General features: G+C 32.5%; 9 protein-coding genes. All 9 read right to left on the bottom strand.

The features are described from left to right. Positions 1–14: 14 nt before the first annotated feature. A complete protein-coding gene (locus KSU54_RS00650) occupies positions 15–5855 on the bottom strand; it encodes a discoidin domain-containing protein (RefSeq protein ID WP_003537033.1) in 5841 nt (1946 codons plus the stop codon). A 269-nt stretch (positions 5856–6124) separates the two neighbouring features. Next, positions 6125–6970 carry a MurR/RpiR family transcriptional regulator gene (locus KSU54_RS00655; protein ID WP_003537032.1) on the bottom strand — a complete coding sequence of 282 codons (846 nt, stop codon included), beginning with the start codon at positions 6968–6970 and terminating at the stop codon, positions 6125–6127. Positions 6971–7118: 148 nt separating this feature from the next. Continuing rightward, positions 7119–8588: a glutamate--tRNA ligase gene (gene gltX / locus KSU54_RS00660; RefSeq protein WP_009300690.1), complete on the bottom strand. Its 1470-nt coding sequence runs from the start codon at positions 8586–8588 to the stop codon at positions 7119–7121. Next, on the bottom strand, positions 8555–9037 hold the full coding sequence (gene ispF / locus KSU54_RS00665; RefSeq protein WP_008793060.1) for a 2-C-methyl-D-erythritol 2,4-cyclodiphosphate synthase: 483 nt from the start codon (positions 9035–9037) through the stop codon (positions 8555–8557). Before ispF ends, gltX begins: the two co-directional genes overlap by 34 nt. A gap of 72 nt (positions 9038–9109) precedes the next feature. Next, positions 9110–9811, bottom strand: coding sequence for a hypothetical protein (locus tag KSU54_RS00670; RefSeq protein ID WP_009300689.1), 702 nt, complete (start codon positions 9809–9811; stop codon positions 9110–9112). 71 nt (positions 9812–9882) lie between these two features. Next, the gene (locus KSU54_RS00675) at positions 9883–10623 is read right to left on the bottom strand and encodes a hypothetical protein (RefSeq protein ID WP_003537026.1); all 741 of its coding nucleotides are present in this window, start codon (positions 10621–10623) and stop codon (positions 9883–9885) included. Positions 10624–10627: 4 nt separating this feature from the next. Further along, positions 10628–11401: a hypothetical protein gene (locus tag KSU54_RS00680; RefSeq protein ID WP_008793062.1), complete on the bottom strand. Its 774-nt coding sequence runs from the start codon at positions 11399–11401 to the stop codon at positions 10628–10630. Between the two features lie 153 nt (positions 11402–11554). Beyond that, on the bottom strand, positions 11555–13042 hold the full coding sequence (locus tag KSU54_RS00685) for a prolyl oligopeptidase family serine peptidase (protein WP_003537022.1): 1488 nt from the start codon (positions 13040–13042) through the stop codon (positions 11555–11557). 152 nt (positions 13043–13194) lie between these two features. Further along, positions 13195–14799: a CTP synthase gene (locus tag KSU54_RS00690; RefSeq protein ID WP_003537020.1), complete on the bottom strand. Its 1605-nt coding sequence runs from the start codon at positions 14797–14799 to the stop codon at positions 13195–13197. Positions 14800–15030 lie beyond the last annotated feature (231 nt).

Below are 15030 nucleotides of genomic sequence, written 5' to 3' on the forward strand. Positions count from 1 at the left end.
AATACTGTTTTTAATTAATCAAATTTTTTACGACAAATTAATCCCATTAGAGCTATTCCTAATAATCCTGCATAACCAAATAAATTAACATCATCACCTGTTTTTACAGATTTATCACTTGTATCAGTTACTGGTTTGTTAGTTGGTGTTTCCGTTTCCTCACCAGGTTTTACTTCTATTGGTTTTAAAGCATCATAAACTTGATTTAATGAATCTAACATAGCATCTAATTCCGCCTGAGATACATCTTTACTATCTAATAATTCTTTTGCTGCCTTAATCATTGTTTGAAGTTTATTCCATGAATCTTGATTATAATTAGCTTGATCTAGATCTTTTATCGCTTCAGTTATTTTATTGATAACTTTTTCAAGGTCTTTTGAATTACCTAATTCTAGAAGTTTCATCGCAGCCTCTCGAACTAATGCAACCATTGCATCTACTTGTTCTTGGTTAACATCACTATTATCGACTACCATTGCATTTGCTGCCTGATATACTCCTGCAAATTCTGCCCATGTACTTATTGTATAATCAGCCTCATCGTATTCTTTTAATAATTTCGCTAATTCTTTAGTATTTCCTCGTTTTTCTAAATTAATTTCATTAAGAGCAGCTATCGCATTATCTACATCCACTTGATTTAAACTTACATTTTCATAAACAAGCTTAGCAGCATCAACAATTGTTTTCATCGTTTGCCATGAACTCGTTGTATAATCAGTTTCTTGAAAATTATCATAACTTTCAATAGCTGTTTTTAATTTACTTCGATCCAATTTAACTAAACTACTATCTAAAGTTTGTAATTGTCCCATTGCTTCATTTACTTTAATATAATCATCAGCATTATCAATTAATCCTTTAATAGCAGTTAATTTTGTATTAAAATCAACAAAGCTATCCTTTGTGAAATCTTTTTCTTGATATAAACTAACTTTTTGATATAGTTCATTTAATTCGTTTTTTGAATAAATCACACTATCTTCTATTGAGTTGATTATCGCAGTCACTTCTTTTAATAGCTTGCCAATTTCCTCAGTAGAAATTTCTGTACCGTCTGCAAGTGCTAAATAATCCTCAAATTTTTGTTCAAATACTTCATAATCATCTTTAGCAATATTTCCATTTTTATTACCAGCATCAAATTTTGCTAGCTCAGCTTGACCTTCTTTAACTAATGCTCTTAATCCCTCATTAGTACTTTGATATACTTCTAATTCATAAATTGAATATCCCCAATTACGATTTTTAGCATCATGACAAGCAATTCTTACATAACGTGTTTCAACATCACCTAAGTCTTTATGAGTTATTTCTCCTCCAGTACCATTAGTAATATCTTTAATGTCAAAGAAGTTTACACCATCCAATGAGCCTTGAATCGTGTATTTAGTTGCATAAGCACCTTCCCAAGAAATAAATACTTTATCAACTTTATAGTTTGCCCCTAAATCTACCGTAAGATCTTGTTCAACTGTTCCATATTCAGTATCGCCTTCATTAGTTCCTGCACCTGTTGCCCGTTTGCTTGACCAGCGATTAGTTGTAACTTTAGTATTGTCTCCATCAACTGCTAAATTTGGTGTCAAATTAGGAGTAAGTGGATTTACGGAAGATGCAGTTGCATTTTTGTTTAAAGCTAAATTTTCTAATTGAATATAACCTAATTCATCAGAAATTTCTGTCGCACTAAAGGTTTTATTATAAATCTTAATGTTATCAACACTACCTTTTGCATTATTTAAGATTTTTTCAACTGGTAAAACAAATGTACTAGAATCTTTACGGTTATTAATTGCAGTGCCCATATTAATTCCCGTTGTTATCGCTTTTCCATTAATGTATAAAGTCGTATTCTTTTGATCACAAGTCAAAGCTAAATTTACCCAAGTATCTTTGGGAAGTTCATAATCAAAAGTAAAGTTATATCCACTACGTGAGTATCCTATTTTTCCAGTTCCATCGATATTAGCATACATAACACCATCATCACCACTAAATATTTCGGTATTTTCAGATGTATTGCTGTCTAATTTAATATCCATCATTACTGTATAAGGATAACCAATTGATTTATATGGCAATGCCACATACCCATCTCCATTTACAGTAGCAATATTATTACCATTAGCTTTTTCAATAATTGCGTTATTCAATGTAGCATTATAATTATTTCCTGAAGTATCTACTGCTTTTCCATTTTTAATTGTTTCAAAATCAATTGCTGTAATATTTTCTCCTTTTGATTCGACTACCCTTCCCGGATTTGCCCCAGGTACAACACTATTTAATTTATTAGCCCGTTCAACAAACTCAGCAGCAGTTTGACCATCCGTCTTTTCTCCATACCAAGTTTTTTCACTAGTAATCATAACTGCATCAATAAAACGATCGTAAATATCAAACCATGTAAATCCTCCACCATATGAAGTCATATCATTCCATACACAGAATTGACCACCTTTAGTTTGAGGATGAGCAATTGGCATGATTGCAGTACCTTGTCCGGCATTTCGACTTGGTGAGAAATTATTAACATCGAACTTATCATATAATGAAGCAATATCCAAACGATCTGGATAACCAGCATTAGCTCCAGGAACAATATATAACCATCCCCCACAAGTATTGATGATATCATAACCGGCATTATAAGTTTCTTTAACATCTGCCCAATATGGTGCCCATAAGTTAACCGTAGCATCATTTGATACTGGTGTTGTTCCGTTAAATCCTCGACTACCTAAAGACCCCCATAACCTTGTATCATATCCTTTATCATTAACATAATTAATAAAATGATCAGTCCATTTACGCATTTGCTCTGAATATGATTTATCATATTCATCTGTTCCAATATGGAATTTATCACTTTGAATAACAGGATTTGGCCCATCTAAATATTCATCCAGAACAGCTTCAATAACATCATAAGAGGATTGTTCTCTAATATCCAACGCCCCTGCTTTAAGCATTTTTACTCCAGGAACATTTCTAAAACATTCAGCATGATATGGCGTATCAATTTCCGTAATTACATTGATTCCATAGTTTTTCATGTCAATCTGATATTGACGATACTCCTCTTTAGTGTAGCTGCCATCAGTAGCTGTAATCATTGGATAAGTATCGCACTCTAATCTAAAAGCTGAATACCCTGTAGCTCCCCAATAATCATTTACATGAACTTGAACTTCATTAAGTTTATAGTATGCCATATAAATCGTCATTTCTTGTAAATACTCCATTGGAATATAAGTACGAGCTACATCTAGCATACCTGCCCGAACCTCATATTTAGGGTAGTCCCGCGCTAATCCTTTAGCTACATTATTCATCCCATCATTCTGCGAAAACATTTGGGTAATTGAAATACCACCATATAAAATTCCTGTTTCATAGTTAGATTTAATTTCAATCATATCATCGATGGCAAGCGTATATCCTTCTTTCCCTAAGTTGTCAACACTACCATCTTTTACTAAAACAATATCACCACTCTTTTCACCACTAGTAACAATTTCAAGTTCATGTTTGATCATCTCTTTTAAATAAAACTGAATTTGTTTAGCAGTAGCTTCCAAACTGGCATCTTTAACAACAATTTTTGAATTCTTTGATAATGTGAATTCTCCTTCATTACCTTTCCATTCCCGTAATCCCGGCATTACATTAGGCTTAGCATTAATACTTTCTTCCTTGTTATAAGCTCCAGGTACAATAAAGTTAATATCGGCTTCACTATAAGCAATATCAGTTTCATCATTCAAGTTTTTAACTTGATATAATACATTAATATCCATATCTTCCAATGGCCGAGTAATTGTTCCATCCATTGCTACAACCTGTTTATTATCGCAACCGTATAAACTAATTTCAAAGCCATCAGGTACCGCTGGTAAAACAATTTTATTACCATTGATTTGTGGCGCTTCCTTATTCAATGACTTTAAAACTTCATCAGCAGTTGTAACTGTATGATCTCTTTCTTTATATACTTCAAATTCATAAATACTGCCACTATATTTATTTTTATTAGTATGGGTCCAGCGTTTTAATTGAACATACTTAACATATCTTGCTTTTGTTGCTTCAATTTGAATCTCTTTAATTTCACTAGGTCCTCCATCTGGAAGATCAGCAGCTTCATAAACATCTTGATAGTTTACACCGTCAGTAGATACTTGAATTTTAAATGCTGGTGGGCATGATTCATAATTGATTACAAATTCAGATACTGTCTTACGACTTCCTAAATCTACTAATAACCATTGATTATCTGCAGTTTTACCAAAAGATACCCGACTGTCCTTAGAAACCACTCCATCTACTGCCATTGGTGCAGTAAAGCGGCCATCACCTACTTCTAATGATGAAGCGCTAACAGGCCGATTCAATGCAATATTACTGTAATCTTTGGCATCTGGATCTTGTTCATATACCTCAAATTCATAAATACTGCCACTGTATTGTTTCCCATTACCACTATGTGTCCAGCGTTTTAATTGGACATATTTAACATATCGTGCTTCAGTAGGATCAATTGAAATCTTTTGAATATTGCTAATTTGCCCCTCTAAATTACTAACCTCATAAATATCACGGTACACTTTATCTTCACCAGCAACTTGAATCTTGAAAGCAGGTACTTGTGATTCATAATTAATCACAAAATTAGAAATAGTTTCTGTTTTACCTAGGTCAACTTCTAACCATTGCTCATCTTTATCTTTAGCCAAAGATACACGACTATCACTAGAAACAATACCATCTACTGCCATTGGTGCAGTCCATCTTCCATCATTCACCTCTAGTCCTGATACACTAACGTCTTTATTTAGAGCTAAATTAGGATATCTTGTTTTAAGATTATCCTGTGCTGTTTGAATATCTTTAACAGCCTTATTGATTTGCTCTTGAGTAGCATTTTGATCAAGCAGTTCCCCTGCAACCAATTTTTCATCTAAAGTGTTGTAAGAAGCGTTACTATATTTACCTTCATCTAAAGCATTAGCATCGCTAATCACAAGATCTAAATAATCTCTAGAAGCAACTGGTTGATCTAATAACTTAGCATCGGCATAAAATAAATTATGATCAGATAAATCTGTTTCAACCATTGTAATATTACTAATTTCTAAATTTCTAGAAGTAATAATATTATCGACTGCACTAGTCTTCATACTTGCATCAGTACCATTAAAGGTATCGTACCACTTTCCACCTTTACCATTTGCAATGTTGTAATCTTCTAAAAATGGATAAATTTCATTGTGATTTTGATCTACATTAAAATCCCCAAAAGCAACTTTATATTCTGCCGGATCTTGATCCATAGTTGCTTTTAACTCTAATAACTGTTTCGCACGAGCTTCTACTGACTCATATGTCAAATGAGTATTATAAACTGCAATAACTTTACCGTTTACTTCAATTTCTCCTTTTTGCCATGCTCGAGCTTCTTTAATTCCCTCACTATTCAAAGCTCCACCATTTGTATTGATTAATTCTAAGTTTGACAGTAGTGCAACACCATAATCACCACCACCAGTTTCAATTGCTTTTTGAAATGAACTGTAAGCATAATCACCTTGCTCTACAAACTTCTCTAACATATTGTATGGATTACGACTTGTATTAATATCCACTTCCTGCAATCCTACGATATCAACATTATTTGTCTTCAATAATTCATTTAGCTTGGTTATATCAGGTTTTTTATTAGCCGCAATATTAAATGTTGCTAATCTGACATTATCGGTTGCTGCAGTAACTTTCATCATTGGCATAACTTGCGATATAACTGTTACTGCTGCAACTAAAGAAGCTATAATTCTTTTTGTTCTTCTCATTTTTCCCTTTCCTTTCTTAAAAAATAGTCTACTTTATACTTAATGTTCCCTCCTTTAAAACACTAAAAAAGGCACGACTAAAAAGCTTTAATTAGTGCTCTTTGGTCTTGCCTACTGAAAGTAACAATCCATTAATATTTATTATCTATCCATATTATTAACATAAATACGTTATTTTTTAAACATATGCATTTCTTTTGGAACAATGTTTCTAAATAAAAGCTCACAAATAAAAAAAAGCTGGCACATTGTACCAACTCAAAGTAAAACTATTTCACTGTCTGTGATAATTCAGTATAGTCAATCAATTTATCCATACTCAATTCATGATTTGAAGCAATCACACAGCCCACGAGCGTATTTAAAACATAACGTATTGCAGTTGTATAAATAACAGGAGCTAGATCTGAATAACTAACTCCAGTAGGAATAGTAATCACTTCTTTACAACAAGTTTCAAAAGTGGAATTAATATATCCCGTAACAGCAATCCCAGGAATTGCAATTTTATGATTTAATCTTATCTTCTCTAATAATTGAACATTATGTTCACGATGATTAACATAGATTGCCAATGGATTAGCCGATTCACTTAAACAATTTAATGCTACCCAAAAGTTATCGGTTGCAATCTCTACAGCTTTTCCAATCCGAGCCATCATATACTTAAATTCGTGTCCAATCTGCTCATTAATTCCATCTGCAAAAATATAGATTATTGTAGCCTTGTTGATCAACTTAGTTATACGTTCAATTTGTTGATAATTCAATAACAATTTTGTTCGATCGATTGTATCTTTTTCAACACTTGCAATTTTTTCCATAACAGAAAAAGCTGTTTCTTGTTTTTTTATTTGAAATAAGATTTTATTATTTCCTTTACTCATCATATTTTGTAATTCATAAGCTAAATCGACCTTAAAATCAGAAAAACTACCATCATAAATTTTTTTTATGACTCGCATTACAGTCGATGCCCCAGTATATGTTGTTTTAGCTAATTCTCTAATTGTAAGATGTAATATCTCCTCCTTATTTTCAATAATATAATCTGCGATTTTAGATTCCGACGCTGAAAAATCTTTCTTTTCGGTCAGTTTTGCTATTATACTCATACTCTTTCCCCTTGCTTATAATAGTAACTTGACCCCTCCTCCGTGTATTCCATTGTATATACAATATAACACAAACAATGAATATATCAATCCTTTTTCTTTTACAGAAAAAAGAAGAGCGTTAAATTAAACGCTCCTTAATCGATATTTACCCTAATCTAGATAATACCTTTTCTTTTCCTAATAAGCAAATTGAACTCGCAAGATCAGGTCCATGCATGATTCCTGTTGTTGCAATTCTAAGTGGCATATATAACATTTTTCCCTTAGCTTTAGCCTCTTTTTGAGTTGCTTTAATACAAGCTTGAATATTTTCTTTAGTAAATTCTTCTAAATTCTCTAATTGCGCTTTAAATACTTTTAACGTATTAGGAATAGTCTCATCTTTCATAAATTCTTTAGCTTCTTCATCTAAATTCAATTCATCTGTAAAGAATAAATCGACTAAACTAACAATTTCTTTACCATAAGATAATTGATCATGATACGTTGCAACTAAATCATTGATCCATTGTTCTGATTTACTTGATAGATCATAAGCCTCTTCTAAAAATGGTCGACATAATGCAACAACATCTTCTAATGATCTTTCTTTAATATAACGATTATTGACCCATGTTAACTTATCTTTATCAAACATTGAAGGTGATTTAGATAATCTCGTTTCACTAAATTCTTTAATTAATTCTTCTTTTGTGAAAATTTCTTGTTCTCCTTCTGGTGACCACCCTAATAGAGCCATAAAGTTAAACATTGCATCTGGTAAATATCCTTCTTCTTTGTATTGTGAAACAAATTGCATGATACTTTCATCACGTTTTGATAATTTCTTTCTTTGTTCATTTACAATTAAAGTCATATGTCCATAAGTCGGTGCTTTCCATCCTAACATTTCAAAAACCATCATTTGTTTTGGCGTATTACTTAAATGTTCTTCACCTCTAAAAACATGTGTTATTTCCATGGTATGATCATCAATTACAACTGCATAGTTATAAGTTGGAATCCCATTGGCTTTAACAATTACCCAATCACCAATATCATTCGATTCAAATGATACATGTCCACGGATCATATCATCAAACTCATATGTCTTATTTGCAGGCACTCGAAGTCTAATTGTATAAGGAATTCCTGCTGCTTCTTTAGCTGCTACTTCTTCAGCTGTTAAATCACGACATTTACGATTATACATTGGTGCAACACCAGCTTCAACTTGGCGTTCATGTTCAGCATCTAATTCCTCTGGGGTGCAGAAGCATTTATATGCTAAACCTCGATCTAATAACTCTTGAGTATATTTACGATAAATATCCAAACGTTCCATTTGACGATATGGCGCATACTCTGGTTTTGGATTTAATGGTGATTCATCTGGAATAATTCCTAACCACGCTAGATTTTCTAATTGGCTAGCCTCACCACCTTCAATATTTCTTTCAATATCAGTATCCTCTAACCTAAAAATAAAATCTCCACCATGATGTTTTGCAAATAGATAATTAAATAAAGCGGTTCTTGCTCCCCCAATATGTAGATGTCCAGTTGGACTAGGAGCATATCTTACTCTTACTTTTTCCATTCTTAAATCCCTTTCTTCTTTAACATAACCACACATTGAGAAACAGCACCTTCTTCATGACCAACAAAGCCAAGCTTCTCACCACGGGTTGCTTTAATATTAACATCAGCAATATCACATTTTAAGATCCTGCTAATATTTTCCTTCATTTTTTGGATATGAGGTGCCATCTTTGGTTTTTCAATCAAAATGATTGCATCAAGATTACTTATTTCGTAACCGCGATCATCCATCATTTCATAAGTTTTTTCTAATAGCACTAAAGAACTAATCCCTTTATACTGAGCATCAGTGTCACTAAAATGTTTCCCAATATCACCTAATCCTAAAGCCCCAATAATACTTTCAATAACGGCATGACATAAAACATCAGCATCACTATGTCCTAACAAACCACGCTCATGTTCGATTTCAACACCACCCAAAATCAACTTTCGTCCTGCTACTAGCTGATGAATATCAATTGATTGTCCAATTCGATACATACTCTCACTCCTCCACGCCATATTCTAACACAAAAACGCCCTATATTCTAGGGCATTTTCAATGCTCAAAGTTTACTTATCTTCTTTCTTAGCTTTCTTTTTGCGATAATCCTCTTTACAGTATTCTATTGTTACAATAGCTGTTGCTCCAGCTAAGTCTAACATTAAATCTTTCATCGTATCGCCTAAAGCTGCATGTCCTTCTAAAGGCACATCTTTTTGGCCATATAAAGTTCCTCGCGTAGACTTCATATACTGCTGATTATTAGTCCCAAAAATATCATCAACCAAATACTCTCCAATTTCCCATAAAGCACCCAATGCTAACGAAAACAATACTACACTAGTGCAAATAAACATATGTCCCATCGATATATTTACACTTTCACGTTTAACAAAATAATCAATTAAAACAAAACCTGCATAAGCTAAGATCACACCTGAAAAAGCATGTAGTATTGAGTCCCAAATAGGTATTTTTTTATAAAAATCAAACACATCACCAAGTACAAATCCACAAAAAGCAAATACAGTTAGTGAGGTTTCTAACATAATCGGAATTTTTAAATCAAGTCGTTCCTTTAACTGTTCTGGTAAAATTATAATTCCTATCATTAACAATAATTGAACAATTGAAAAAATCAGACGTCGCTTCTTTTTCATATCATCAACAATGAATAAAAAAATCACTGCTGCCACTAGCATTGCTAAAGTAAGAATACAAATTATTCCTTTAATTATCTTAAATTTCTTAGTTGATTTAGTTTCAAGCATATTACCGCCTCCATAATATACTGTATTATAACAAAAACAAACAAAAATTCCCATCAATAAAAACTTAAGAATTAATAAACAAATTCATAACTAAGACATAAATAACTCATTGCCTCTTCAAATAACTTATCTAAACGCATTTTACGTTCATATATAAGCCCATCAATATCTACGATAAACTGGTATTCACTTAGTGGTTCTTGTCCTAAATCTACTTCTCCCACAAATGCAACTCGACACGGACAATTGAATTGAAAATATCTAACATCCTTATAAAACATCGTTCGATGATCTAAAAAACTTCTAAACGTTTCATGAAGACTGATAAAAATTACCAGATCATCTTTAGATAATGCATATTCATCAAAAATATCCTCCTCCTTACCTAAATAAATAGGAATTTCAAAATCTATCCCTAGATGAATAAAGGCTTTCATATAAATCATCAAACTAAAACAATTACCATCCCCCAAAACAATAACACGTTTAGCCTCTTTAATTATTTTTCCTAATTTAACAGCCTGTTTGTCTAGCTGTTCTTCCTTATAGTTATATTTTATTGTTTCCAAGGCTGTGATGCCTTTAATACTCTCTAATGTGATTATTTCCCTAAAAGAAGTAAAGGTATTAACCCCCAGGCTATTTAAATACCGCATCAATGATGTTTTTGATACCCCAGCTTCTTTAATAAACATTTCTAATGAATAATCTTTGATTCGATTTCCGAGCATCAATGTTTTTTTACTGATCTGATATTCTACACTCCCACGCTTATTAGCACTTTGAGCCATCATAACCTTCCCCAAAATCATCTGCCTAGTTCTCCTTTATATATAATTCATAATATCTTGTTTTAATCATATCTAGATAAAACATAAAAACATACTGCCCCTCATAATAATCATTATCAGTATTTAATGAAATTAAAAAATCACTCTCTAATAATGCCCCGTGTTGAGTAATTAATAACTTCTTACAAGGACCATTAAAGATTTTTAAACGCATTGTTGTCCCTACCATATTCATCGTTCTTCCCATCATTGAAAAAAGCCATACAAAATCATCTTTTTGAGGAACTAGAGCCTTATCTTCATACATCGAACTACGAATAAAATCCTTTCCAAACAGTTTCATATCTATTTGAAAATCATGTGTTAAATTCAACAATCCCATCGCCCCATACATGATAATACGCTTACTTTGATAGATTTGCTTGCAAATCCGATCAATTAACTCAACATTAAAAAAATCATTAAAATCATTATAATTAGTTAAGTTAAAAATAACTCTTGCAAGCGGTTCTTGTTTTTGCCACTGACACTGTTTTACTACTTGCTCTTTACGAATATCACACCACAAGCCAATCCGTTCTTTCAAGATTGAAAAATTGTTGCAGTCATACAATTTATAAAATCGTTTAAACTGACTCCCATTAATATTAGTTGTTTCTAAGAAATCCTCTAAACTCATATCCTTTAACCAAACACAATTCTCTATCACTTTCCGAGCAATATAGGTATTATTATCATTAATATCGACACAGTTAGCAACATCCAAAATACTATCTAATAAAGTTATATTTTTTATCATAGCGCTTTCACCTCTGGGTATTAGTATACTATATTTCATTAATTTTTTGGTGAAATTACTCGAATTTTAAATAAAAAATCCTCATTTGAAATAATCTTCCATTATTTGAATGTTCAAATAATGAGGTTCATTTCAGTTAGAGGATTTTTATTATTAATAATATTTTTTACTTAATACTACTGTTCCCGCTAACAATGATAATCCAGTCATCATAGCCATCAATTCAACTGTACTATCATCACCTGTTTTAACTGCTTTCTTTGCTTCCTCAGAAGCAGTTGTTTCAGTTTTAGAATTATTCGACTCTTCTTTTTCTACTGGAATATTTTCTGAAGCATTTGTCTGTTTAAATAACCAATTCATTGGTGAACCTTCTTCATTATGGTTAAGTACTTTTACCCACGACCAATGTAATAAACCTTCAGCAATTCCTTCGTCAGCCATTTCTTGATTTGACCAGATTGTTAAGTGATTATTTTTAGCACCTAGATTATTTAAAGCTTCATACATAGCTTTTGAACTATTAACATTGCATGTAGTATCATTTTGAGCATGTGTAAAATAAATTGGTAACTCTACTAAAGAAGCAGTATCAACTTGTTTGCTTACCATCATTTCTTTTGTTTCATCCCAAGTGTATACTTGTCCTTGGAAAGCAGTTTCAAAATTTTCAACAATTTGTTCATAAGAATCTTGATAATTATAATGTACCCACACAATCGGATCCATTGAACAACAAGCTATCGCACCCGCAAAAAGTTCTGGGTATTGCATAATAAAGCGCATCGTTGCGCCACCACCACTTGATGCTCCTGTAACATAAACACGATTTTGATCAACTGTTCCTTCTGCAATTAATTTTTTTATTAACGCTGCTTGTAAAGCGTTATTTTGATCGATCAAAGATTTCTTATCTTCATCAAAAGCTGTCCCGTAGCTATAGTTTGGATTAGAAACTTGAATTTGTAATACCGCTGTATTATATCCTGCCTCTACCCATGCAGTTAAACCTCTATTAGCAACAAGTGTATTTTCTAATTGCCCTGCATATTCTCCACCACCATGATTCCATACTACTAATGGAACATTTTTCATGTTAGTTCCATCACTATTTTTAGGCAAATATAAAGCATACTCACGAGTTAATCCCGCATATGTAAACGTTCCTCTGATTGCATCATCCAAAGTTTTTGTTTTCAATGTAGTCACATTATCTTTATTGAAACTTAACACACCATATTTGTTGCAGGTAACCTGCCAAGGATTTTTACTAAAATCAGGATTGTATCGTCCAGTATAATCAAAGGCTTTTACATTAAGAATAATTGTATTTCCTTTAATTTCTAAACTAATTCCATCATCTAAATAATCATCTGCTAAAGCATTTGTCGCAACGTCGTAGGGTACTGAGCTAACGTTATTAGTAATATCAAAATCTTCAGCCTTTAAATCATTTACTAAATTAATATCATTGACAGTGATTTCAAATGAACTCACTTCTCTTTGTCCATCCCCAACATATGTATTAGCAACAATTGAAGTAACTTTTAATTCCTCGATTGCACTAATATTTGTTGTAATAATGCCTAGGGTCATTACTAATGTCATCATCATTGCAAATAGTTTTTTTATTTTTCTCATTTTACTTCCTCCTATATCAATTATTATAGTTATAAGCGAATACAATGATAATGACTAATTAGGGGAGTTTGTATCTTGATTTAGGACTAAAGTTACTATTTATTCACTAAGTATCATATTACGGTACTATATAAAAAGGATAGGTGCAATACCTACCCATGATATTTTCGCTTATGAGCGGCTGTAATCAAACCCTGAAATAGCGGTTGAGAACGATTTGGTCGACTTGTAAATTCTGGATGAAATTGGCAAGCCACAAAATATGGATGTTCCTTAATTTCCACTATTTCTACCAAATTACGTTCAGGATTAATGCCTGCAATCGTAAGTCCATGTTCAACTAAAGCGTCTTTATACTCATTATTAAATTCATAGCGATGACGATGACGTTCTTGAATCATATCGACCCCATATAATTCTCTAGCATGTGTACCGGCAGCCAGTTCACAATTATAATCACCTAAGCGTTGAGTTCCACCCATATCAGTTAATGATTGATCAGACATTAAATTAATAATAGGATTTTTTGTTAGTTCATCAAATTCTAATGAATTAGCATCTTTCAAGCCGCAAACATTACGGGCGTATTCAATCGTTGCCAGCTGCATCCCTAAACAAATTCCAAAAAATGGTAAGTTATTGATTCGTGCATATTCAATTGCATCTATCATTCCTTCAATTCCGCGGTTACCAAATCCTCCAGGAACTATGATTCCATCTGCTGTTTTTAACTTTTCAGCGACATTATCTTTTGTTATTTCCTCAGAATCAACAAATTCAATATTTACAACACTATTTTCATAATATCCCGCATGTCTTAAAGCTTCATTTACTGACAAATAAGCATCTGGTAATTGAGTATACTTTCCTACCAAAGCAATTGTTATTTCATGATCTAAACCTTTAACCCGTTCAATCAAACTCTCCCACTCACTCATATTTGGTTGTGGGGCCTCAATTCTTAGATGTTCAAGGACAAGATCATCCATATGCTGATCCAATAACATCATTGGCAATTCATATAATACTTCAACATCATAATTTGAAATTACGTTTTTTGTTGGAACATTACAGAATAATGAAATTTTATCTTTAAGCTCTTGTTCAATATACTTCTCACTTCGACATACAATAAAATCTGGCTGAATCCCTAAACCTCTTAGCTCCTTAACACTATGCTGTGTTGGTTTAGTTTTAACCTCATGACTCGCTCCAATATAAGGTAATAGTGTCGTATGAATATAAAGAGTATTATCATAACCTAAATCTAAGCGTACCTGTCTAATTGCTTCTAAAAACGGTAAACTTTCAATATCTCCAGTCGTTCCTCCAATTTCAGTAATTACAATATCTGCATTAGAACTTGATGCTGCAGCATAAATTTTTGCTTTTATTTCATTTGTAATATGCGGTACCACTTGTACCGTAGCTCCTAGATAATCCCCTCGACGTTCTTTAGATATAACATTACTATAAATTCGTCCTGTAGTAATAGATGAATTACGATTTAATTCTTCATCAATGAACCTTTCATAATGCCCCAAATCTAAATCGGTTTCAGCACCATCTGCCGTTACAAAAACCTCACCATGCTGATATGGTGACATCGTTCCTGGATCAACATTGATATAAGGATCTAATTTTTGCATAAACACTTTTAACCCTCGCTGTTTTAAAATTCGACCTAACGATGCAGCAGTTAAACCTTTACCAAGGCCTGATACGACCCCACCTGTTACAAATATATACTTTGCCATTTTCTATTCTCCTTTTTGTTTTATATCAAAATAAAAATGTCTTCCTCTGGAAGACACACTGTTGCCCTTTTACATTCTAGCAAATTTTTATTATCTAGGCAAGAATTTTTTTGCACTAACAAATAAAAAAAAGGAAGCATTGGGGAATACTTCCTTTAATGTATAGGTCGTTCTTGGGGAAGAAGGGGGTGACCTATACTTATATATTATCTTGTCTTGACGACATTTGTA

Source organism: Erysipelatoclostridium sp. MSK.23.31 (assembly GCF_019125875.1).
GTDB classification, from domain to species: Bacteria; Bacillota_I; Bacilli_A; order Erysipelotrichales; family Coprobacillaceae; genus Thomasclavelia; species Thomasclavelia ramosa.

Coding starts and splice junctions, on each gene's coding strand:
- KSU54_RS00690 (WP_003537020.1), bottom strand. CDS start 14,799: ATGGCAAAGTATATATTTGTAACAGGTGGGGTCGTATCAGGCCTTGGT.
- KSU54_RS00650 (WP_003537033.1), bottom strand. CDS start 5,855: ATGAGAAGAACAAAAAGAATTATAGCTTCTTTAGTTGCAGCAGTAACA.
- KSU54_RS00670 (WP_009300689.1), bottom strand. CDS start 9,811: ATGCTTGAAACTAAATCAACTAAGAAATTTAAGATAATTAAAGGAATA.
- ispF (WP_008793060.1), bottom strand. CDS start 9,037: ATGTATCGAATTGGACAATCAATTGATATTCATCAGCTAGTAGCAGGA.
- gltX (WP_009300690.1), bottom strand. CDS start 8,588: ATGTGTGGTTATGTTAAAGAAGAAAGGGATTTAAGAATGGAAAAAGTA.
- KSU54_RS00685 (WP_003537022.1), bottom strand. CDS start 13,042: ATGAGAAAAATAAAAAAACTATTTGCAATGATGATGACATTAGTAATG.
- KSU54_RS00680 (WP_008793062.1), bottom strand. CDS start 11,401: ATGATAAAAAATATAACTTTATTAGATAGTATTTTGGATGTTGCTAAC.
- KSU54_RS00675 (WP_003537026.1), bottom strand. CDS start 10,623: ATGATTTTGGGGAAGGTTATGATGGCTCAAAGTGCTAATAAGCGTGGG.
- KSU54_RS00655 (WP_003537032.1), bottom strand. CDS start 6,970: ATGAGTATAATAGCAAAACTGACCGAAAAGAAAGATTTTTCAGCGTCG.